Origin of the sequence: Pseudobutyrivibrio sp. AR14, assembly GCF_900101325.1 — a bacterium.
Classification (GTDB): domain Bacteria; phylum Bacillota; class Clostridia; order Lachnospirales; family Lachnospiraceae; genus Pseudobutyrivibrio.
In genome coordinates this window covers 210,041-233,927 of sequence record NZ_FMUY01000002.1, presented here as the reverse complement: position 1 = coordinate 233,927, position 23,887 = coordinate 210,041, and the positions used below count along the sequence as shown (strand labels likewise).

Annotated in this window: 19 protein-coding genes; 6 read left to right on the top strand and 13 right to left on the bottom strand. The window is 38.1% G+C overall.

Annotated features, from left to right (window positions below; genetic code table 11):
- Positions 1–14 precede the first annotated feature (14 nt).
- The 3 genes from BLP50_RS02835 to BLP50_RS02825 are packed head-to-tail and all read right to left on the bottom strand — an operon-like array spanning position 15 to position 2,876.
- Positions 15–1,469, bottom strand: coding sequence for a carbohydrate-binding domain-containing protein (locus tag BLP50_RS02835; protein ID WP_090150666.1), 1,455 nt, complete (start codon positions 1,467–1,469; stop codon positions 15–17).
- 2 nt (positions 1,470–1,471) lie between these two features.
- Positions 1,472–2,158 (bottom strand): DUF4956 domain-containing protein, encoded by a 687-nt coding sequence (locus BLP50_RS02830; protein WP_242869205.1) that lies wholly within the window; start codon positions 2,156–2,158, stop codon positions 1,472–1,474.
- 22 nt (positions 2,159–2,180) lie between these two features.
- Positions 2,181–2,876, bottom strand: coding sequence for a polyphosphate polymerase domain-containing protein (locus tag BLP50_RS02825; protein WP_090150663.1), 696 nt, complete (start codon positions 2,874–2,876; stop codon positions 2,181–2,183).
- Positions 2,877–2,986: 110 nt separating this feature from the next.
- Between BLP50_RS02825 and BLP50_RS02820 the strand changes: the two genes are divergently transcribed.
- Positions 2,987–4,129: a GGDEF domain-containing protein gene (locus tag BLP50_RS02820; RefSeq protein ID WP_090150660.1), complete on the top strand. Its 1,143-nt coding sequence runs from the start codon at positions 2,987–2,989 to the stop codon at positions 4,127–4,129.
- Here the strand turns inward: BLP50_RS02820 and galT are convergent.
- From galT to hrcA, 7 genes are all read right to left on the bottom strand, one after another.
- A complete protein-coding gene (gene galT, locus BLP50_RS02815; protein ID WP_090150658.1) occupies positions 4,119–5,615 on the bottom strand; it encodes a UDP-glucose--hexose-1-phosphate uridylyltransferase in 1,497 nt (498 codons plus the stop codon). The genes BLP50_RS02820 and galT overlap by 11 nt on opposite strands.
- A gap of 123 nt (positions 5,616–5,738) precedes the next feature.
- A complete protein-coding gene (locus BLP50_RS02810) occupies positions 5,739–7,292 on the bottom strand; it encodes a glycoside hydrolase family 43 protein (RefSeq protein ID WP_090150654.1) in 1,554 nt (517 codons plus the stop codon).
- Positions 7,293–7,306: 14 nt separating this feature from the next.
- Positions 7,307–9,454, bottom strand: coding sequence for a glycoside hydrolase family 3 C-terminal domain-containing protein (locus BLP50_RS02805; protein WP_090150650.1), 2,148 nt, complete (start codon positions 9,452–9,454; stop codon positions 7,307–7,309).
- A gap of 181 nt (positions 9,455–9,635) precedes the next feature.
- The gene (gene dnaJ / locus BLP50_RS02800; protein WP_090150648.1) at positions 9,636–10,805 is read right to left on the bottom strand and encodes a molecular chaperone DnaJ; all 1,170 of its coding nucleotides are present in this window, start codon (positions 10,803–10,805) and stop codon (positions 9,636–9,638) included.
- A gap of 150 nt (positions 10,806–10,955) precedes the next feature.
- On the bottom strand, positions 10,956–12,845 hold the full coding sequence (gene dnaK / locus BLP50_RS02795) for a molecular chaperone DnaK (RefSeq protein ID WP_090150645.1): 1,890 nt from the start codon (positions 12,843–12,845) through the stop codon (positions 10,956–10,958).
- Between the two features lie 84 nt (positions 12,846–12,929).
- Positions 12,930–13,517 (bottom strand): nucleotide exchange factor GrpE, encoded by a 588-nt coding sequence (gene grpE, locus BLP50_RS02790; protein WP_090150974.1) that lies wholly within the window; start codon positions 13,515–13,517, stop codon positions 12,930–12,932.
- 42 nt (positions 13,518–13,559) lie between these two features.
- Positions 13,560–14,606, bottom strand: coding sequence for a heat-inducible transcriptional repressor HrcA (gene hrcA / locus BLP50_RS02785; RefSeq protein WP_090150643.1), 1,047 nt, complete (start codon positions 14,604–14,606; stop codon positions 13,560–13,562).
- 276 nt (positions 14,607–14,882) lie between these two features.
- On the opposite strand from hrcA, the gene BLP50_RS02780 reads away from it, so the two are divergent.
- Entirely contained in the window at positions 14,883–16,337 is a 1,455-nt protein-coding gene (locus BLP50_RS02780; protein ID WP_090150640.1) for a sensor domain-containing diguanylate cyclase, read from the top strand.
- Between the two features lie 60 nt (positions 16,338–16,397).
- Here BLP50_RS02780 and BLP50_RS02775 read toward each other — a convergent pair whose 3' ends face one another.
- Positions 16,398–17,222, bottom strand: a complete 825-nt coding sequence (locus tag BLP50_RS02775; RefSeq protein WP_090150636.1) for a cellulose binding domain-containing protein — start codon at positions 17,220–17,222, stop codon at positions 16,398–16,400.
- A 206-nt stretch (positions 17,223–17,428) separates the two neighbouring features.
- Between BLP50_RS02775 and lepA the strand changes: the two genes are divergently transcribed.
- On the top strand, positions 17,429–19,234 hold the full coding sequence (gene lepA / locus BLP50_RS02770; RefSeq protein ID WP_090150635.1) for a translation elongation factor 4: 1,806 nt from the start codon (positions 17,429–17,431) through the stop codon (positions 19,232–19,234).
- A 1-nt stretch (position 19,235) separates the two neighbouring features.
- Positions 19,236–20,438, top strand: a complete 1,203-nt coding sequence (gene hemW / locus BLP50_RS02765) for a radical SAM family heme chaperone HemW (protein ID WP_090150634.1) — start codon at positions 19,236–19,238, stop codon at positions 20,436–20,438.
- Between the two features lie 119 nt (positions 20,439–20,557).
- Here hemW and BLP50_RS02760 read toward each other — a convergent pair whose 3' ends face one another.
- Positions 20,558–21,343 (bottom strand): helix-turn-helix domain-containing protein, encoded by a 786-nt coding sequence (locus BLP50_RS02760; RefSeq protein ID WP_176753659.1) that lies wholly within the window; start codon positions 21,341–21,343, stop codon positions 20,558–20,560.
- Positions 21,344–21,627: 284 nt separating this feature from the next.
- Here BLP50_RS02760 and rpsT point away from each other — a divergent pair, with 284 nt between their 5' ends.
- Complete coding sequence (rpsT, locus tag BLP50_RS02755; protein WP_090150615.1) at positions 21,628–21,891, top strand: 30S ribosomal protein S20; 264 nt, start codon at positions 21,628–21,630, stop codon at positions 21,889–21,891.
- 90 nt (positions 21,892–21,981) lie between these two features.
- Positions 21,982–22,947, top strand: coding sequence for a tRNA dihydrouridine synthase (locus tag BLP50_RS02750; protein WP_090150612.1), 966 nt, complete (start codon positions 21,982–21,984; stop codon positions 22,945–22,947).
- A gap of 66 nt (positions 22,948–23,013) precedes the next feature.
- On the opposite strand, the gene BLP50_RS02745 is transcribed toward BLP50_RS02750, so the two are convergent.
- Complete coding sequence (locus BLP50_RS02745; RefSeq protein ID WP_090150609.1) at positions 23,014–23,808, bottom strand: PilZ domain-containing protein; 795 nt, start codon at positions 23,806–23,808, stop codon at positions 23,014–23,016.
- Positions 23,809–23,887 lie beyond the last annotated feature (79 nt).

The window sequence follows — 23,887 nt, the reverse complement described above, 5'->3', positions numbered from 1 at the left end:
GTATCAAGACCTAATTATTGGTTGTTGTTATCTTGCATTTGCCCCTCTTCCATTGGCCCCTGTGGTCTTGTTTCAGGGTTCATCTGCCCAGGCTTAAAATCTTCTGGCATATCTTCAAAATTTGAAGTTCCATCTGGCTTTTGTAATTGTCCTGCTGGACCTCCACCGTGTCCTCCCATACCTTGGGCCGAGCCTCCTGCTTCCACAACAGTTGTTTCAGCTGTAACAGATATTTCATTTTCACCAGAAGTAATCTTATAAGTATTTCCTATCTCAAATACATTTGATGAAATAATCATAGTTGAACCTGATACAGCTGGCGTATATTCGAAAACCTGATTTCCATTCTCATCTGTTATTGTTATTGACTGGTCGGCATCAAAACTGCCGTACACTATGGAAACCTGCCCACTTTCTTCTGAAATAGGACTATTAACTGCTCCAATGGCAATCACTTCTCCTCCATTTATAATTACACTAGAATTATCAGCATCAATACCACCTTCCGGCTCATTACCACCTTGAACATATATATTGCCACCGTTTATTGTAATACAACCATCTACACCACCATTACAGTCAATAGCATCACCAGTTTCACAAGTAATACTTAAATCTCCGTCATTTATTTCAATATAATTAGCAGCATTCAATCCGTCATCTGAAACAGATATATCAATTATCCCTCCATTTATATAAATGCTGTCCTTAGCCTCTAAGCCCTCATCATTGCTCTTTGCTGTAATTTCACCGCCATTTATCTGTAAAACACCATCACTTTCCATAACATCACTAACTGCCTCTATGACAATAGTGCCACCATCAATACAAATCAAGTCATTTGCATTAAGCCCATCTGTCCCCTCAGTAACTACATTAATGTTACCTGATTCTACATATAACTTGTCATCAGATGAAATACCATGCTTATGATTTCCATTAATATTAAGTGTTCCCTCACCTATGATGATAATGTCATCCTCACAGGAAACAACTCCTTTACCAATCTCCTCACCTGTAGAAGAATCAGTAGCGTACTCATTAGAATCAGTCAAGGTATTAATTGAACCATCTGCTAATTCTATATATAGATTTTTCACCTGAGCACCATATATTACAGGCCCATCTACACTTTGTAAATCCAGACCATTTAATATAAGTTTTACGTTTTCATCAGTGTTTACAACCACTGAAGAACTACTAGCTTTACCTTGCAGTGTGTAGGCACCACCTTCTGTAATATATAGAATTCCATCTTCATCACTGCAACCACTTCCCTCAATTGTTATAGCATCTTCTGAAAAAGTAATTGATGCCATCTGGTTCCAATCTGTCTTAACTGTAAGTTCATCATCATTGGAATTCTCCGAAGCAACTATATCAGTCTTTTCCTCACTGAAAGATGCGCAGCCAACAACAGCTGTTATAACAACAAGACATATGGCACTTATCAAAAATTTATTTCTCATAATTATAATTCCTCTGCTTCATTCATATCACATCGGCCGCAAACAACCGTAAGATTTCCATTACGCATTCTGATTTCATCCAAGAAATCTTTTTCATTTTCTTCATTTATTAATCTTACCCTATAATTTATCTCATACATAGAACCCATATTTGTCGTTCTAACAGCAATCTGCTTATGGGAAAGGGTAAATCTTTCAAAAATATCATCAAAAATATCGCTATAATCAAGATTTTCCGGAATAGTCACTCTCAGGTCCTTTTCTCCTGCTTCTTTAGCACCATAACCAAGCCCATTTAAAACAAAATGAATTCCACAAATAATTGCTGTTACAATCACCGCTAAAGGCATCTGTCCCACAGCACATATTATTCCAATGGTCATTGCAAAAAATATAAAACCTATATCTCTCGAACTTCCTTGCAGGGATCTAAACCTAACCAGAGAAAATGCTCCTACTACAGCCAGACTTGTTCCAAAATTACCATTAACTGCCAGCATTACCATACATACTAGAAAAGGTAAAATAATAAGTGTTCTTGCAAAATTTTTTGAAACTGTCCCTGTTTTTATATATGTGAGCGAAATAACAAAACCTAATATAGATGCCCCAATTCCATATAGTAAAGCTTCTGTTGTTGAAATAGTCGATGTACTAGTTGACATCAAAGTTGATAAAATCGATTCCATTAAAATAAACCTCCATAACTCTTTATGCTTCTTTTAAGCTTTTTTTGTAAAAATTTCCGTATTTTGAAAATGATGTGGGATAAATCTTGTATTTAGACAAAAGTCTTGCAAACCAAAGAGGCATTGAATCGGATATTTTCACTTCCATAAGTCTCATTCCCGGTTCTAGCAAATACTCATTTTCCTCATCACTATACAATGTCAAATTAAAATCTCTGCTTCTGATGTTAATATCAAAAGTCACTCTAAACTCCCTATCTTCCTTTCCGTACATAGCCAACCTATCATAGGCAATATAGCGTTTAGGCTCTAGGGGATAATGACTAAAGAAATAATCTATTTCTTTGAATATCTGATTAGGATTAGATGGCAACTTGCCCTCTATCAAATATCTTTCCGCCTCTTCCATAGGTATAGCCACCCTTCTTTTATTAACCAGTCCTTTATACTTTTTCTTAATCTCCAAAAAGCACATACTGTCATAGGTTGGCTTGCCATAGCAACGCACTCGAAACTTTTCTTTATATTTAGGTCCTTCTATTGAAGTCCTAATAAGTTGGTCGTTTAAGGTATCGTAATAAATATTTCTTATGGTATGAAGCCCATATTCGTCTTCATTCATATAGACATCAAGCTCTTTTTTTAGCAAAGCATAAGTCTTTTCATCTATAAGAAACTTCTTCTCATATCTATTAAATACTTTGGTTATTTGCCCCATGGCTTCCTCCTTTTCAATTGATGGATAAAGATTAATGGGGCTATGTGAATGTAAAGTGAAGAAAACTAAAAGAGTTTCCGAATGTTGTGAAACGATAATGAGAATTATTTATGAAGAACACAAAAAAACCGCAAAATATTAATAAGTTTTACATTGTTGAGATGAAATTCAGAGGTTATAATATACGTACTATGATTACAAAGAAAATTGCTAAAGAAGAATTACTAGATTTTTATCAATCAAAATTTGATTATTACAAAGTAGTAAGTGCCTATTGCGCAGTTATTATTGCCTTTAGTGAGATTTCCTACTTTTTCACTGATTGCCAGCTATACGGTAGATTCTCATGGGAGACACTTATCCCGAGATTATCTGTACTTTTACCACTGGCTCTGTTTTTATTGCTATATCGCAAAGTAAAATCATACAAAGCAGGAGTACTTCTCTACTATCTAATTCCACATGCAGCTATGTGGGCCACAATTTGGTCTGTATATCATCTTGAGAACCGTGATTTTGTCCGTGAGGGCTTTATCATTATGCACTTTGCATTCCTAACCATCGGGCTTGCAATGCCTGTAATGTATCACACGATTATTCACGGATTTATCTTTTTTAATATTCTCGTATCCAATTTATTCAACCACTATGAGCACCTAGATATGATGCTCACACTTGCTATTCCAATATATATTGGAGTAATTCTCCTTCAAATTATCTTGGAGAATACCTATGCAGACCACTATCTCATTAAGAAATCTCTAGAACTAAACTCAATAACTGACGAATTAACAGGAGTCTACAACCGATTTAAAATCAACGAAATCGTAGACCCAGAGACTCATAAGTTCTACACCGACGAAAGCATTTATATCGCCATGTTAGACATCGATTACTTCAAAAAGGTCAACGATAACTACGGCCATGAGGCTGGTGACATCATCCTCAAATACGTAGGCAGCCGTCTAGAGACACACGTACAAAATCAAGATTACGTTATCCGTTGGGGTGGCGAAGAATTCGTTCTACTCCTAGTAGACTGTGACGCCAGCAGAGTTGCAAAAGTCACCGAAGAGATCCGTCAAGATATATCTTCCGGAGAAAATTCTGTTTGCCCTCTGACAATATCAATCGGCTACAGTAAATACAAGACAGACGAAAACTACCACTCTTGCCTAGACCGTGCCGACAAAGCTCTCTACTACGCTAAAAAGCATGGACGCAACCAGGTAGTAGACTACACTAGCATATAACCTTTATAAAGCGGTTGAATGCATCCATGCCTTCTGGGGTGGACTTGAAGACGCCGGCGCACTCTAGTACCTGGCAAAATACTTTTCCGATTTCTGCTTGTAATATCGTATTTACGTTTTGACCATCTATATGGTCGTAATTTGGGGTGAATTCTTCTACCCACTCTGCATGCTTTGATATTTCTTCATTGGAGCGGATGTCTTTATTGTTAACAATGTAGTCAGCTAACAGTTCCATTTCAGTCTTTAGGCGGCTTGGAAGTACCGCAAGCCCCATCACCTCTATAAGTCCTATGTTTTCTTTTTTGATATGGTGAAGATGGGCATGTGGATGGTATAGACCTAACGGATGTTCTTTGGTAGTAATGTTATTTCTAAGGGCAAGATCTAGTTCAAAGTAATCCCCTCTTTTTCTAGCAATAGGTGTAATCGTATTGTGAGGCTCACCATCTGTTTCAGCAAAAATATATGCCTCTTCATCGGTGTAATTTCTCCATTTGTCTAATATATTAGTAGCTAAATCAATAAGTCTAGTCTCATCCTTGCACTGAAGTCTAATTACTGAAAGTGGCCATTTAACTATACCAGCCTTAACATCCTCATATCCTTTTACAGTAAATTCCTGAATAATTGGAGCTTTTTCCATGGCAAATGTGTAATGGCCGCCTTGGAAATGGTCATGGCTTAAAATAGATCCTCCAACAATTGGTAAATCAGCATTGCTTCCTAAAAAATAGTGTGGAAAAAGTTTGATAAAATCAAATAGCTTAACAAAAGTAGCACGCTCTATTTTCATAGGAGTATGCTCTCCGTTAAAGACTATGCAATGCTCATTGTAATAAACGTATGGGCTATATTGAAATCCCCAGTTGCTGTTATTTATAGTTATAGGAATTATGCGATGATTCTCTCTAGCAGGATGATTAATGCGGCCAGCATAGCCTTCATTTTCCATACATAATTGGCACTTCGGATATGCGGATTGTTTAGCATTCTTAGCTGCAGCAATTGCCTTTGGGTCTTTTTCTGGCTTAGAGAGATTAATTGTTATATCAAGGGTGCCATACTCTGTATCACAAGTCCATTTTAGGTCCTTTTTTACCCTGTAAGTACGGATATAGTCAGATGCTTTGCTTAAACTGTAAAAATAATCTGTTGCAGCTATTGGACCATGGTTATCGTATATACGGTTAAACTCATCTATAACCTGTTTAGGACGTGGGCATAGCTGATTCATTAGCTTTGTATCAAACAAATCCCTATGTGTAACTGAATCCTCTATAATACCTCTATTAACTGCCTCATCTAAAAGTTCATTTAATACATCTTCAAGCACAATATTGCTTAAATCACAGTCTGGATCTGTGTACTCATCTTCTTTCATACATTCAAGCAAAAGATTTGTAGTATATATTCTCTCACATTCTGGTGTAAGCCCCATATCAATACCATACTGTACCAACTTCTTAATACTTTCCTGAAGCATAATCCCCTCCATAATAAAAAATTCCAGAGAAAAAACTTTCTCTGGAAACTATTTTACACCTGTATGGTTTTTACGTTCAATTAATCCCGTATATAAAACTTGCAAATTCGCTCATTGAAAATACTATACTTCTTCTACTGTAAAGTAGGAATAATCACAATAGTTCTCACTGGCCTTTCCATTTGAAGAAGCATATAGTCCAATGGTACATCCTACGAATCCGCCTGATTCTTCGGTAGTGTATGGGCTCAAATCAATACATTCTGCCACAAGAATCTTTTCGTTGTTCTTTTTAATATAGATATTAGCCAGCTGATTTGCTGCCTCAAGAATAATTTCTAAATCACCTGATGAAATATCAAAAGTAGCAAGTCTGATTTTGGTTCCTTTAATAACTGGTCCTACTTTAAACTGTAGCTTATCTTTTTTCTTTACAACTAAAAGCTCCAAGTGATTTTCATTATTCTGGAATAACACCATTCCTGCACATTCATTATCTTTTGCTGGTGTAAACTTAAGCCCGCAGCTTGCTCTAAATGAATGAGTCTTTTGACGAATTCCTAAGTAAGATGGATTGCCAGTATTTTCTATGGCCTCAGGACGAAGCTTTAATCTTAAGAAGCCAGGATTGTCAGTAAGGGAATAAAAGTCCTCATTTCTTCTTTCAATTCCAACAAATCTATCATCTAGGACTGTCTCTTCAAAGGTCATTTTATCCTTTGTAGTAATCTCTTTTGAGAATCTATATTCAGGAAGGTCAATCTCCACCTCATCAGTCAAACGACCAACCCCCGGATTAACCACTGGCCATCCGTCTTCCCAAATTACTTTTGCAAGGAATGTCTCTCGTCCTAAGCTGCACTTTCCCTTGCATGGTCTAGATGCCAGCATCACCATATACCAGTTGCCATTGATATCATCAACTAAATCAGCATGTCCAACATTGCATACTGGATAATCCTTGCCTAAATTTCGATGGGTAAATATAGGATTTCTAGGACATCCCTCAAACCATTTGAATAGCTCCTTTGAGCGAGCTACAGAAATAGCATGTTCAAAACTTGTGCCAGCTTCTGCATGTAAAAGATAATAATATCCATCTTTCTTATAAAGGTGTGGTCCCTCTGGCCAAATAACATCCTTAAGAGCGCCCTTCCATATCGCCATCGAAGAACCTACAAGTTTCATTTGCTCTAAATCCAGCTCTTGAACCCATATCTCCCAATCACCGTTGTAACGAACTCCCTCAGGATTTGGTCTGGTACCAACGTAATAACATTTGCCATCGTCGTCAAAGAACAGAGATGGATCAATACCTGGCGCCTCATCTTCACCTAAATAATAAGGCTCAGACCAAGGACCAGCTGGATCTTTTGCAGTAACAATAAAGTTGCCGCCAGAGCTTACATTAGTTGTTATCATGTAAAAGATTCCATTATGCTCTCTTATTGTTGGGGCAAATATGCCTCTAGATATATCTCCCGACAATGGAAGTTGACTTTCTCTGTCTAATATATTTCCAATTTGCTCAAAATGCGCCAAATCCTTAGTGTGAAAAATCGGTACTCCCGGAGCATACACAAAACTTGAACAAACTAGATAAAAATCATCCCCTTTTCTGCAGATAGAAGGGTCTGGATAAAAACCTTTTAGAATTGGATTGTTAGCTATAACCATGATGCACCTCTCAATTAATATTCAACTTCTGTAACAGAGCCTGTTAATTCAATTTCGAAAATATCACACTCTCTGCCCATAAGTTCTTTACTTCTATCGTCTGGCTGTTGTCCCCCAATAGAAATCTTAAACCTGCCTGGCTCTATGATACATTTTCCCTTTTCATCAATAATGGCAAAATCTCTTGCAAAAAGGGTAAATTCAACCTCTTTTGTTTCACCAGGCTCAAGCTCTAGACATTTAACCTTTCTAAGGCTTCTAATAGGCACTCTTGTGCTTGCCTCAAGGTCCGTTACATATACTTGAACAGCCTCATGCTGTGTATACTTACCGGTATTTTTAACATCTACCTTTAGCTTGAATGTATCACCAATTGCTCCCTTATCTTTATCAATAGAAGCAAATAGATAATCGATTTTAGAATAACCTAGTCCATAACCAAATGGATAAATTGGTGTGCCCTTGAAATATCTGTATGTCCTATTTTCCATTGAATAATCAGAAAAATCAGGAAGGTCATCATCAGAGGCATAAAATGTAAGAGGCATTTTACCTCCTGGACTTGCCTTGCCAAATAAAACCTCTGCAATGGCGCGTCCACCTCTTGCACCTGGATACCAACACTGCATTATCGCATTTACGTTATTAGATTTCTGAGCCCATGATAAATCAAGAGCAGAACCTGAAAGCACAAGAAGTACAACAGGCTTGCCGATTTTGGCAATTTCCTCAAGCAGCTCTTGCTGACAACCTATAAGCTTTAATCCAGGCTTGTCTCCGCTACCGAACTGATTACCCTCGTCTCCTTCTTCTCCTTCGATTGATGCGTCAAGTCCAAGGCACATTACAACTAAATCTGAATGCTCTGCTACGATTTTAGCCTCAGCAAATCCATCTTTTGGCTCACTGATTACGTGAATTCTATCCTTCCAAAGATGAGTGCCCTCAGCGTGGAATAATCTAATATCATCACCGACAACCTGACGAATACCCTCTAAAACTGTAATATATTCAGAAGAAAGGCCCTCATAATTTCCAATTAAAGCTCTTCTTGAATCAGAGTTAGGTCCAATAACAGCAATAGATTTATAATCCTTTTTATTCAGTGGAAGTAAACCATCATTCTTCAAAAGGACAAAGCTATCCTTTGCAGCGTCAAGGGCAAGTTCGATATGCTCTTTGCATTCAACCACTTCATATGGAATATCATCATACTTGCTCTTTCTCTCTGGAATAGTACCTAGACGAAGTCTGATTTCCATAAGTCGAGTAACAGCCTCATCTATGGTCTCTTCCTTGACAAGACCTGCCTTATAAGCATAAATCAGCTTTTCATATGTGCATCCACAATTAAGATCGCAACCATTATTAACAGCAAGTGCTGCAGATTCCACTTCACAACCTGTTACCTTATGATTTTCATGGAAGTCTCTAATGGCCCAGCAATCAGATACAACATGACCTTCAAATCCCCACTGGCCTCTTAAAATATCCTTAAGCATACGCTTGCTGCCACATGCAGGTTCACCGTTTATTCTGTTATAAGCCCCCATAACAGCTTCAACTTTTGCATCCTTTACAAGACGCTTAAAAGCATATAAATATGTGTCATACAAATCCTGATCAGATACTTTGGCATCAAAATGATGTCTATCACCCTCAGGTCCAGAGTGAACTGCATAGTGCTTTGCGCATGCTGCAGCCTTTGGATTATCCGGGTCATCTCCTTGTAACCCCTTTACAAAAGCCATTCCAAGCTGCCCCGTCAAATAAGGGTCTTCTCCGTATGTCTCATGGCCTCGTCCCCATCTAGGATCCCTAAAGATATTAATGTTAGGTGCCCAATAGGTAAGGCCCTTATATATATCTCTATCTTCATGTTTAACAAATTCATTGTATTTAGCACGACCTTCAGTAGAAATAACATCTGCTATATCATGAATAAGCTCTTCATCAAAAGTAGCTCCAAGACCTATCGCCTGTGGAAACATGGTAGAATCGCCAGTTCTTGCTACCCCATGAAGAGCTTCATTCCACCAACAATACTTAGGAATGCCAAGTCTCTCAATTGCAGGAGAATGATGAAGCATCTGGCTCATCTTTTCTTCCAAAGTCATCTGAGAAACAAGCTCCTTTGCTCGATTTAATGTCTCATTATTCATAACGCCTTCTCCTATACATTATTTTCCCATAATATTATCAATTTTATCATTATGGGATTTTTAGCATGGAATTATTTGTATCTGATTAATGGCATATTTTTTACTTAATAGGCGATTATCTAATTATTTCTTTTCAAATAAAAAAGTTTCCAAGAGAAAACTCTTGGAAACTTTTAGAGAATTATAAATCATTGATTGTATCTTTTATTTTATCTGCAAAGCCACGCTTTTTCTTTTCAGCCTTAACAGTCTTAGGACCACCTACTGTTGTGTTACCTGTAAGCTCATCAAACTTTCTAAGAGCTTCCTTAGCTTCTTTTGAAAGTCCTGTTGGAACCTGAACAACAAGTGTAACGTAGTGATCTCCACGCATGTTCTTGTTTCTAAGAGAAGGAACGCCCTTACCTCTCAGTCTGATTGTAGTATCAGTCTGTGTTCCTGGCTTCACCTCGTATGAAACTTTGCCATCGAGAGTATCGATAATAACCTCTCCACCAAGTGCTGCCTGAGCAAATGAAATAGGAGCTGATGAGTAGATATCATAGTCTCTACGCTGGAAAATAGGATGATTTGCAACAATAACCTCTACAAGCAAGTCACCTCTAGGGCCACCGTTTCTTCCTGGCTCACCCTTTTCACGAATGCGAACACTCTGACCATTATCAATACCAGCAGGAATAGAAACAGAAATCTTCTTCTTTCGTGCCACATAACCAGTTCCATTACAATCTGGACATGGAGTATCGATAACCTCACCTGTACCATGACAATCAGGACAAGTAGTAACATTTTGAACCATTCCAAAAAGTGACTGCTGAGTCATCATTACACGACCCTTACCACCACACTTTGAACATGTTCTCTTAGATGTGCCAGGCTTAGCGCCACTACCGTGACATGCAGCACACTCTTCTTTTAATGTAATCTCAATCTGCTTCTCGCAACCAAATGCTGCCTCTTCAAATGTAATATGAACTGCAGCTCTAAGATTAGCGCCGCGCATAGGTCCATTAGAAGTTGCTCTTCCACCGCCGCCAAAGAAGCTACCAAAAATATCGCCAAAGATATCGCCGAAATCCATACCTGAGAAATCAAATCCGCCAGCTCCACCGCCGCCATTTTCAAATGCTGCGTGACCAAACTGATCGTACTGTCTTCTCTTCTCTGCATCCGAAAGAATTGCATATGCTTCTGAAGCCTCTTTGAATTTCTTCTCAGCTTCAGCATCCCCTGGATTCATATCTGGGTGATATTTCTTTGCAAGCTTTCTATATGCACTTTTTAGCTCACTGTCTGAAGCAGTCTTGGAAACTCCAAGTACTTCATAGTAATCTCTTTTCTGTTCTGCCATAATAGTATCCTTTAAATAATCTACATACGGTTAAAGAGCACACTTCGGAAATGTGCTCTTTAATCCAACTTCGTTTGACATGATTTTCAAAATCAAGTTTCGAAAATCATGCCAAATACGAATTGAATAATTCTGATGAATTATTCAATTCTATACTTCCTTAAAATCTGCATCTACAACATCATCTGCTGGATTTGAATCTGTTGCTGCGCCAGCGCCTGCACCAGTGAACTGGCTCATATCTGGGCCTGCACCTGCTGCTCCCTGAGCTGCCTGAGCCTGCTCATACATCTTAGCAAATACCTTCTGTGCTGACTCTGTAAGCTTCTCCTGAGCTGCCTTAAGTTCACCAATCTGTGAATCGCTCATCTCTTCTGGAGTCTGATACTGATCAAGAAGCTTCTGAGCTGCCTCGATATCAGCATCAACTGCTGACTTGTCAGCTGCATCAATCTTGTCGCCTACTTCATCAAGAGCCTTCTTTGTCTGGAATACAAAGCTCTCAAGATCGTTTCTTGTATCTACAGCCTCTTTACGCTTCTTATCCTGTGCCTCGAACTCAGCTGCTTCCTTAACAGCCTTCTCGATATCATCATCAGACATGTTAGAACCAGCTGTAATTGTGATGTGCTGCTCCTTACCTGTACCTAAATCCTTAGCAGATACGTTTACAATACCGTTAGCATCAATATCAAATGTAACCTCGATCTGTGGTACACCTCTCATTGCTGGTGGGATACCATCGAGTCTGAACTGTCCAAGTGACTTGTTGTCCTTAGCGAACTGTCTCTCACCTTGTACTACGTTAATATCAACTGCTGTCTGGTTATCAGCTGCTGTAGAGAATACCTGGCTCTTCTTTGTAGGAATTGTTGTATTTCTCTCAATAAGACGAGTTGCAATACCACCCATTGTCTCAATTGAAAGTGAAAGTGGTGTTACATCAAGAAGAAGGATATCGCCTGCACCAGCATCGCCAGCGAGCTTACCACCCTGGATAGAAGCACCGATAGCTACGCACTCATCTGGGTTAAGTGTCTTGCTTGGCTCATGACCTGTAAGAGCCTTTACCTTATCCTGAACTGCTGGGATTCTTGTAGAACCACCAACAAGAAGTACCTTTGAAAGCTCTGAAGCGTTAAGACCTGCATCCTTAAGTGCCTGATTAACAGGACCTGCTGTAGCCTCTACTAAATCGTGTGTTAACTCATCAAACTTAGCACGTGTAAGGTTCATATCAAAGTGCTTTGGACCCTCTGCTGTAGCTGTGATGAATGGAAGGTTGATGTTTGTAGTTGTAGCAGATGAAAGCTCCTTCTTAGCCTTCTCAGCTGCTTCCTTAAGTCTCTGAAGAGCCATCTTATCTGTTGAAAGATCTACACCTTCAGCTGCCTTAAACTCAGCAAGCATCCAATCTGTAATCTTCTGATCGAAATCATCACCACCAAGTCTGTTGTTACCAGCTGTAGCAAGAACTTCGATAACTCCATCACCAATCTCTATGATAGATACATCAAATGTACCACCACCAAGGTCATATACCATAATCTTCTGCTCCTGCTCATTATCAAGACCATAAGCAAGTGCAGCTGCTGTAGGCTCGTTGATGATACGCTTTACATCAAGACCTGCAATCTTACCAGCGTCCTTTGTAGCCTGACGCTGAGCATCGTTAAAGTAAGCAGGAACTGTAATAACAGCCTCTGTAACCTTTTCATTTAAGTAGCTCTCAGCATCGCTCTTAAGCTTCTGAAGAATCATAGCTGAAATCTGCTGTGGGCTATACTTCTTATCATCGATGATACGGCCATTGTCTGTACCCATATCTCTCTTGATAGAAGAAATTGTCTTCTCAGCGTTTGTAACTGCCTGACGCTTTGCAGGCTCACCAACAAGTCTCTCACCTGTCTTTGTAAATGCAACGATAGATGGTGTTGTTCTAGCGCCCTCTGTATTTGCGATAACAGTTGGCTTACCACCTTCCATAACAGCAACGCAGCTGTTAGTTGTTCCTAAATCGATACCAATAATCTTTCCCATGATTTATATCCTCCTACTTAATAAATCTTACTAATTAAGTCTTTCTTAATTTGATTGTCGATTTGCTCGACTTATAAAATCATTTTAGTTCGCAACCTTAACCATTGAATGACGGACTACAGTGTCGTTATACATGTAACCCTTCTGGAATTCCTCCACTACGATGTTCTCGCCAACTTCCTCATCCTCAACGTGCATTACTGCATTGTGGAAGTCTGGATTGAATTCCTGACCTACAGCCTCGATTGGCTTTACACCAACCTCTTCAAGTGTTGTAAGTAATTGCTTGTATATCATAAGCATTCCATCTGCAAATGGATCTGCCCCTTCCTCAACTGTAGCAAGACCTCTTTCGAAATTGTCTACTACAGGGAGAATCTTTTCTACGATGCTCTTTGCACCTGTTGCAAACATCTGAGACTTCTCAATTTCAGTTCTACGTCTGAAATTTTCAAACTCAGCCATCTGACGCATTACCTTGTCATTAAGCTGCTCAATCTGCTCGTCTCTCTTATCTTTTTTCTTTTCTTTTTTCTTTAAGCTTTTTTTTGAATCCTTATCATCCTTAGCTTCGGCTTCTTGTGCCTCTGCTTCAGGAGCGGCTTCTTCGGTCATCTCTTCAGCATTTTCCACAGCTTCTTTAACTGCTTCTTCTGTAGAGAACTCTTCCATTTTTTCTTTATTCTCTGCCACTATTATTTCTCCTTATATCTATCATGTATCTTTGCCTTCTTTTTTCAGGAGCTTATCAAGCTGCCCCTTAAGGCTCTTTATATTATCAACAACATTCTCATAATCCATTCGCTTAGGACCTACGATACCAATAGTACCCTTAACACCATCACCAAGCTCATATGTTGCTGTAACAATCGAACAGTCCTTCATAGTGGAAATTGGGCTCTCATCACCGATGTATACTTGGATGCCTGTCTCCTCATCAGATGACTTATCAGTAAGGAGCTCAATCAAAGACTGTTTTTCTTCAAATGTATCAAGAAGTTCTGATGCCTTCTTAGAATCAGATAACTCTGGGTACTTAAAAATATTGGTAGCACCAGAAGTATATACCTGCAAATCCTCATCCTGAGTAATTGTCTCAGCTACTGTATCAAGAACCTGAGAGATAATCTCATCGTGAATACCAGCCTGTTCCTTAAGCTTAGAAATAACTGCCAAATTAATTTGGTCAATTGAAAGTCCATTTAGATTAGTATTTAAAAGCATATTAAGCTTAAGTAATGTCTCATTATCAAGTGGCTTGTCCACATTAATGATTTTGTTCTTAACTATGTTGCCATCCATGACAACTACTGAAAGCAATTGATTCTCATCAACAGCTGAAAGCTGGATAAACTTTAATCTATTTGAAATAACTGATGGAGCAGAAACCAATGTAGCATACTGAGTGTTTGTAGCTAGTACCTTTGCCACATTCTTAAGGAGTGTCTCCATTTTCTCCTCTCGCTCTATCATCCATTCCTTCATATCTGAAACTTCCTTATCTTTTGAAGCAATCAGATTGTTAACATAGAATCTGTAGCCCTTATCAGAAGGAATACGACCTGCGGAAGTATGAGGCTGAACTATATAACCTAAATCCTCTAAATCCGACATCTCATTTCTAATAGTAGCGGAACTGAGATTCAAATCAGTATATTTTGAAATGGTACGGGAACCAACCGGCTCACCCGTCTCCAGATAGTTTTTGATAATTGCATTTAAAATCTTAACTTTTCTCTCATCAAGCTCTGTATCAGCCATACATTCACCTCACTTCAAGAAGAAATTAGTAATCAATAATTTAAATACTTTTCTTGTTAGCACTCATCTCAATGGAGTGCTAATCATTTTCTGATGTTAATTTACACCTACATAAAAGGTTTGTCAACCGACTTTAGACTTTTTTTATAAATCCTTTATTTCTTTAATATAAAAGGATTTTTCATTACCCCATTTCACAATAATGGCACATTTTTTTATTAATATTTATTGTAGTGATTTGCCGATGACCATTAACCAGCGCAAAAGGATTGTTTTATGGAATCAGGTGTTTACACTCAGTTAAAAACAATGGTTAATAGCTTCACTCTTCCGGGAGCCGTCTTCTCAGTGGAAAAAAACACAGATGGCTCTTGTGGTGATGTGCGCTTTTTTGCAATCAATGAAGCCTTCAAAAGGGGCTATTACGACATGTTTATAGCAGCAAATGATTGTAATAATAAAACTATAACCTATGATGAAATCCACACTCTAATCGAAGGACAACCATATACTACCAACCTTCCAAAAGAACCTAATTTTGAAGAAATCTGCTTTCGAGCAGCATGGAAAGGCGAGCATATTCACACATATGTAGATACCAGAAAACTGTACGGTTATTGGACCGAGGATATCTTGCTCCCTGTAGAATGTTCTCATCCAGATAATATTTCTTACTGTCTGTTTCTTTATACACTAAACAAAGATTTAGACGCTGGAAAATATGCTGCAGTATCACCTGACGTTTCAAGCTTTGTATTAAAAACTTGCTTAGAGCTTAGAGATGAGACCGAATTCTATTCAAGTATGAATAAAGTCACTAATGACTTAAGAGAATATACCGATTCTTTTGCCGCATGTATTTTAACTATAGATAAGGAACAGAAATCCCGGGAAATCATCAGTGAATCTATGCGAGAAAAAATGGATAACACCATTAAAGAGCTTTTCTCTTCTACTCCTTTTAAAATGTTTCTCACTTGGGAAGCTGCTCTATCTGAAACTAACATTATTATCGTTAAGGATGAACATGATATGGCTGTCCTTGAAAAAAAGGCGCCTGATTGGGTAAAACATATGCGTGAAAACGATGTTCACACCCTTGCTCTTGTACCTTTCATACATCAGGGAGAAATTATTGGCTACCTGTATTTAACTGATTTCAACAGTGATAATGTAGTAAAAATCAAAGAAGCTATAGAACTGGTTTCTTTCTTCCTTACTGCAGAAATTGCTAATCATATATTTATGGAAAAGCTTGAATATCTTAGCAACGTAGATATTTTAACTGGAGTCTTAAACAGAAACTGCATGAACATAAATGTGGATGAACTTTCTCTAAAACTAAAGCTCAACCCACAGCCATTTAGCGTGGCATTCTGTGACCTTAATGGCCTTAAGAATATTAATGATGAACAGGGTCACGGTTCAGGTGATAAATTACTAAAAGAGGCTGCTATTTTATTGAAGGAAGTGTTTGTAGGCGATCAAATATATCGCGCTGGAGGTGACGAGTTTACTATCATCTCTCTTCATAGTACCCAGGAAGAATTTGAAGCAAAAATCAATTTACTACGAGAGAAAGCCTGTAATCCAGATTGGTTATATTTTGCTATCGGTACATATTATGATGCAAAAGGAGGCAGTCTTAGAAAGGCTATGCATTATGCAGATGAGCGCATGTATAAAGATAAAAAGGAATTCTATGATAAATTTCCAGATAGGAAACGTTGAATTTCAGTCAAAAAAATAAACGCGTAGGAAACATCCTACGCGCTTTATTTTGGCTTATTACTATTCTAATGTGTAATCTATTGAATCGCCAAAGTTTCCATTGATATTAAATCCAAACTGGACTGAATCTCCTGGGCAAATAGATTTATTCCAATCACATGGCGTAAAGATATAATAGTCATCTTCCTCTACCATGTTTGCACTCCAGAAACAGTCTATTTTAAAGTCACCTTTTTTAACCTTAACTTTCCAGCCTTCTGATGTATTATTAGATTCATTAGTAATAACAACATTTGCAGAACCGCCATTGCTCCACTTATTCACATCGCATTTGATAGTGTTGCCCTTTTCTTCTGAGGCAGCCTGACTTACTGGAGTATCTTCTGTTTCCTCTACATTCTCGTCCACATTCTCTTCATCTGTAGCAATAAATCTATAGGAATCAATTTCTAAATCAGCTCTACCACATGAAAAAATAAGGTCATAGTAATATCTATCTCTTGGATATTGAATTTCATATGTCTTTGTTACAAATTCGCCATCAGTAGGCTCAAGGAGGATATACATGAAGCTAGGGCCTCCTTCACGATAGATGCGAGCTGTTAAAGATGTAGGAGTTTTTGCTCTATAGGTGAGTTCAAAGCTCTTATACCCTCTATCAAGGCAATAGTAATCAGAAAATGTGTCATTCGGCTTCATGGCAAGATAAGTTGTATCATCCTCTGTTTTCACCTGACAATCATATAGATAATGTGCATCCTCAGCTTCTGTAGTACTGTAAGCATCGTAATTTTTCTCAGCACGTACTGTAATTGGCGCAGCTAATGTAAAAATCATACATATTGCCAGCCCTGCACACATAATGTGCGATAATCTCTTTTTCATTATTCCATAACCTCCAACAATTTATTTCGTACTTATTGCACGTCCAGAGTTGAATGTAACAATTCCGGAATATATTCGCTATTGAATTCTTGCTATCCGCTTTTCAATTCTTGTTATGCCTATCTTACTTGAGAATATCATTTTAAAATTGTTATTTTTCTAATCCTTTGGTAAGATAAATTCAGTATTTTTTATAGAGGTAATTTATGGATCAGAGTAAAATAAGAAATTTTTGTATTGTAGCACATATCGATCACGGTAAATCTACTCTTGCTGATCGTATTATACAGATGACAGGAACTTTGACAGATCGTGAGATGCAGGCGCAGGTTCTTGATAATATGGATCTTGAACGTGAGCGTGGTATCACAATCAAGTCCCAGGCTGTTCGTATTATATACAAGGCTGATGACGGTCAGGAGTACATCTTCAATCTTATCGACACTCCAGGACATGTAGATTTTAATTATGAAGTTTCTCGCTCCCTTGCAGCATGCGATGGGGCTATTCTTGTTGTTGATGCAGCACAGGGAATCGAGGCACAGACTCTTGCCAATGTTTATTTGGCTCTTGATCACGACCTTGATGTTATTCCTGTAATCAACAAAATCGATTTACCTTCCGCTGACCCACAGCGCGTCATTGAAGAAATCGAGGATGTTATCGGACTTGAGGCACAGGATGCTCCTCAGATTTCCGCTAAAACTGGTCTTAATATTCACGATGTTTTAGAGGCAATTGTCAATCAGCTTCCTGCTCCAAAGGGCGATGTAAATGCACCTCTTCAAGCACTTATCTTCGACTCTTTATATGACCCATACAAGGGCGTTATTGTTTTCTGTCGAGTAAAGGAAGGCACCCTCAAGGTAGGCGACAAGGTCCGCATGATGGCAACAGGCGCTGAGTTTGATGTAGTAGAGGTCGGTTATTTTGGTGCAGGCCAGTTTATTCCTTGCGACGAACTTCCAGCAGGAATGGTTGGTTACATGACTGCTTCCATCAAAAATGTTAGAGATACACGTGTAGGTGATACTATCACTCACGTTAATAAGCCAGCTCCAGAGCCACTTCCTGGTTACAAAAAAGTTAATCCTATGGTTTACTGTGGTTTGTATCCAGCAGATGGTGCTAAATACCCTGATTTAAGAGATGCTTTAGAGAAGCTTCAGCTCAATGATGCTGCTCTTCAGTTTGAGCCAGAGACCTCTGTTGCTCTTGGTTTTGGTTTTAGATGTGGATTCCTTGGACTCTTACATTTAGAGATTATTCAGGAGAGACTTGAACGTGAGTACAATCTTGACCTTGTTACTACAGCTCCATCGGTAGTCTATCGTGTTCATAAAACTGATGGCACAATGATCGAGCTTACAAATCCTAGCAATCTGCCAGATCCATCTGAAATCGACTACATGGAAGAGCCTATTGTTGAGGCCGAAATCATGGTTACTTCTGATTTCATCGGCGCAATCATGGATTTATGCCAGGAGCGTCGTGGTCAGTACATCAGCATGGAATATATTGAAGAGACACGAGCTCTTATTAAATACACTCTTCCACTTAACGAAATCATTTACGATTTCTTTGATGCTCTTAAGAGCCGTTCCCGCGGTTACGCATCATTTGATTATGAGATGAAGGGGTACATGAAGTCAGAGCTTGTTAAGCTTGATATTCTTATCAATAAAGAAGAAGTGGATGCCCTTTCATTCATCGTATTCTCTGGCACAGCTTATGAGCGTGGTCGTAAAATGTGTGAGAAGCTCAAGGATGAAATTCCACGTCACTTGTTTGAGATTCCTATTCAGGCAGCTGTTGGTTCAAAGGTTATCGCCCGTGAAACAGTTAAGGCTATGCGTAAGGACGTTCTTGCCAAGTGCTACGGTGGTGATATTTCTCGAAAGAAAAAGCTTCTTGAAAAGCAAAAAGAAGGTAAAAAACGAATGCGTCAGGTTGGCAATGTAGAGATTCCACAGGCAGCCTTCATGAGCGTTCTTAAATTAGATGAGGACTAATATGACTCCTATCGAACTGTATATTCATATACCTTTTTGTGTGAAAAAATGTTTATATTGCGACTTCCTTTCTGGAGTCTTTGATGAAAAAATGCAGCGACGTTATGTCGCTGCTCTTTGTAATGAAATAAAATATGTTTCTGCTAAACATCCTGGCTGTATTGTTTCTACCATTTATATCGGTGGCGGTACACCATCATGGCTTTCCGAGGATTTGATGGATGCAATCATCACTACCGTTAAGCAGTCTTTTAAAATCGATCCTCTTGCTGAAATTTCCGTTGAATGCAACCCAGGTACACTCTCATCTGAAAAGCTTAATGTATATCGTTCTATCGGCATTAATCGACTTAGCATTGGCCTTCAGTCTGCCAACGATGATGAGCTTAAGGAACTAGGCCGTATTCACGATTACAATCGCTTTTTACACACCTTTGACTTGGTTAGAAAGGCTGGCTTTGACAATGTAAATGTGGACATTATGACAGGCCTTCCACATCAGACCATAGAAAAGCTAGAAAAGACTCTTAGTTCAGTAACTCTGCTTCGTCCTGAGCATATTTCTGCATACTCTCTTATCATTGAAAAGGGCACCCCTTTCTACGATAAGTACAAATTCGACGCAGTTAAACAGCAGGCTGGCATGCCTACTGAGGAGCTTCCTACTGACGAAGAATCTTATCGCCTTTATAAATTTACAATGGAATATTTGGAGAATAAGGGCTACAAGCGCTATGAGATTTCCAATTATGCCAGAAATGGTAAGATCTGCCGCCATAACGTAGGTTATTGGGACCGTGTTCCATACTTAGGCCTTGGCCTAGGTTCTGCCTCTTTATTTAATAATGTCAGAACCGACAACATTCGTGACATTTATAAGTACTGTGAAATATCAGAAGCCATAGCCGCCGGCAAAAATGTCCCATCTGAACACACCTCTCCTTACTATGCCTCAGAAGAAGTCCTTTCTAAGAAAGATGCCATGGAGGAGTTTATGTTCCTTGGTCTTCGTAAAATTGAAGGTGTTACAAGGTCAGATTTCTACCAGATGTTTGGAATCGATATTGAGGCAATTTATGGACCAATCATCACTGCTCTTAAGAATCAGGGCTTTATGGATGCAAAAGAAGGACGCCTATTCCTCACAGATATTGGAATAGACGTCAGCAATCAGGTACTCTCTCAATTCTTGTTGGACAAGTAATTTATAAAATCGATAGAAATATTTTAATAATCGTTACTATAACTCTTGCGCCAACAAGGATTTTTAATGGTAAAAGCATTATTTTTGTCATAATCATTAAAATCATTATTTATTCTCCTCTACTTACTCTTATTATGAAGAAATGCTCTGTAAGAAACACATCCGCCGCATACTCCAGCAAAAAGATAAATAGAAATTGAGAGCACAAATAAAAGCACTGAAATAAGGCATAATAAAACAAAGTTACTCACTTGAAGAAGCGCTCCCATTACCACTGGTACAGCCGAGAGAATGCAAAGCATAATTCCTCCACACAAAGCAGCAATTCCACTATTTCTTAGCTGAGAAAGCTTTTCTCTTACCATTTTTTCTACGCCTTCTTCAATTACAAACTTCTCCTTAAATAGGTAATGATAATTTTCTAATTTCAATCCCTGTCGAATAATAATCATAACCGCCAATGATACATGAATAGCTAAAAATAAAATTGCGATAGCAACTGCACCTACTAATGGTAGGTCCAAAGCATTAAAATATGAACCGCCTACAACAATAAGAGGAATTATTGGGCTTGTTACACATATTGAACAAGCAAGTGCAATTTTTTTCAATACATTAGCCCTAACGCTTAAGAACTCTGTAGCTTCTTTTAATGAAACAACATATAATGGCTTTTGCTCGTACACATTATTTACGGTTTCTTTTTCAACATTACTATTTAATAAGTAATCTGTAGAAACACCAAATAACTCTGCCATCTTTACAATCTTTTCAACTTCTGGAGTACTAAGGCCGCCTTCCCATTTAGAAACAGATTGTCTTGATACATCTAGTTTTTCTGCAAGCTCTTCCTGAGACCAGCCCTGCTTTTTTCTTTCGTCGATAATCTTTTCTGCTAAAATCATATTTTCCCTTTCTATGTATAAAGATTTTTGCAAAGTATTTGTCTTTGCGAAGATTATCATATAAAATGTCTTTGCTGTCCACTAGAAACCTTACTTTTCAATTTGTCAACCAGTGGTTGCATTATTATATTTTAGGGATTTCTTCAATAAAATATGGTTTATCTATTGACAAACCCCACTTAATTATCTATTATATTCGAGTATGCGTTGAACTGTCCGTGTCCGGCTACAGCGCAATTTATTGTAAATTATTTAATTCATAAAAATTGGAGGTGTAGCAACACATGGCAAATATCAAGTCTGCAAAGAAGCGTGTATTAGTTACAGCTGTTAAGACAGAGAGAAACAAAGCTATCAGATCTGAGGTTAAGACATACGTTAAGCGTGTTGAGGCTGCTGTAGAAGCTAAGGATAAGGCACTTGCTGAGTCTGAGCTTAAGGCTGCTATCAAGGTTATCGAGATGGCTGGTTCAAAGGGTGTTTATCATGACAACACTGTAAGCCGTAAGGTATCTCGTCTTACAAAGCTTGTTAACACACTTGCTTAATAATATTTAAATACTTACTCCAAGGTCCCGTCAACCTTGGAGTTTTTTATTGTAAGCTTTGCTTATACCACCACTTATCGGAGATATTTTATGAAACAGAAAATATACTTTGCTCCTCTTGAGGGCGTTACAGATAGCATTTTCAGAAACACCTTTGAAAAATACTACGGAGGCGTGGACAAATACTTCACTCCTTTCCTATCTCCTAACTCCACTTACAAGTTCACTACAAGAGAGTTCAATCAGATTGATCCTGAAAAAAATAATATAGAAACCACTGTCCCTCAGCTTTTAACAAATGATGCTGAGCATTTTTTGTGGGCTGCCTCAGAAATAGCAGCTCTAGGATATAGAGAAATCAATTTCAATCTTGGATGCCCATCAGGTACAGTTGTGGCTAAAAAAAAGGGCTCAGGTCTGCTCTTCTACACTGAGATGCTTGATAACATGCTTTATAAGGTATTTGAGGGCCTAGAATCAGCTTGTAGTAAAAAAGGTTGTACTGCTCCTAATATTTCCATTAAGACCCGTTTAGGCAAGCTAGAGCCCGATGAATTCTACGAGATTCTAGACATATATAACAAATATCCTATATCAGAGTTAACTATACACCCTCGTATTCAAAAGGATTTCTACAGAGAGCATTTGAAGCCAGAGTTTTTTGATTACGCAATTACTCACTCTAATGCTCCACTTGTTTTCAATGGAGACATAGTTACTGTATCAGATATTAATAATACATTTGCCAAATACCCATCTATTGATGCAATCATGATAGGCCGCGGACTTCTAGCTAATCCAGGTCTTGTTTTGGCATACAAAAAAGGCCTAGAAGAAACTCCTCTAGACCTTAAGATCTTTAAATCATTTCATGATGATTTACTCATCCAATATACTGACCTTCTTTCCGGAGAAAAGCCTGTCCTTCATCGCATGAAGGAATTTATAGCATATTGGGAAAGAAATTTTCCAAATGATACTAAGACCATAAAGAAAATCCGCAAAGCAAATTCAATTCCAGAATATAAAAGTAATATTAGCGTATTGTTCAATTAATCGACTAAGTAAGCCTTACTCCTAAATATATTGAATTGATATAAAATACCAAATTCTTAATATTTTTTATTTAGAAGCTTTGAGTCTTTCTGCTCTATCCCTCTTCCAGTTTTCACCGATGACATTATGTGTGATTCTGAAGTCTTGCTTTCTTCCACTAATCTGCTCCAACTGTTTCATGGCTATATATTTCTGGAGAAAAGCTGCATGCTTAGTAGATAAAATACATCCACTAAATATGCCACCTGAATCATTTCTCTGATTTAATATTTTTCCTACTAACTTACAAACAAGCTTTTCTTCGCCGTCTTCACCTGGCTCTGTTAGATGTAATATAAATGGCACACCTTTTTTTACCATTCCTTCACCTAATTCAAAGAATCCAACGCCACAGTAAGATAAATCCTTAACTATAACATGGAAGGTCTCCCCTTCCTGCTCTAGATTCATTACCTTATCAACATTGATTCTTACACCACGTCTGCGATTATACTTCTTTCCATATAACAGACTAGATGTGATCATATTAATATATCTACCAGTAGATAGATTTATTCTGAAAACCTTCACAGCAACCCACTGAAAAACTTCTTCATTGGTAACCACAAAAAGCTCAAGAACAGACTCATGACCTTTAAAAGAAATCTCAAGAAGCTTCTTTTCCCACTGACTTACTATAGGCTCAAGAGGCAAAATCTCCTGACCATATTTCTCAGTCAATTCTTCATACTCTTCATCTGTTAGTTCTGCATACTCAAGTGGTAAATCTACCTTTTTACCTTTAAGTTTAGCAACAATAGATAAAGTGTAATCCTTTTTAATATTTGATAATAATAATCCTTTAGAAATATTTTTACTCATGTGTGTATTATAACAATAAAACCGCCTGAATTTCTATAAATGCAGGCGGTTAATAATATGAATCTTATAAAATTAACAG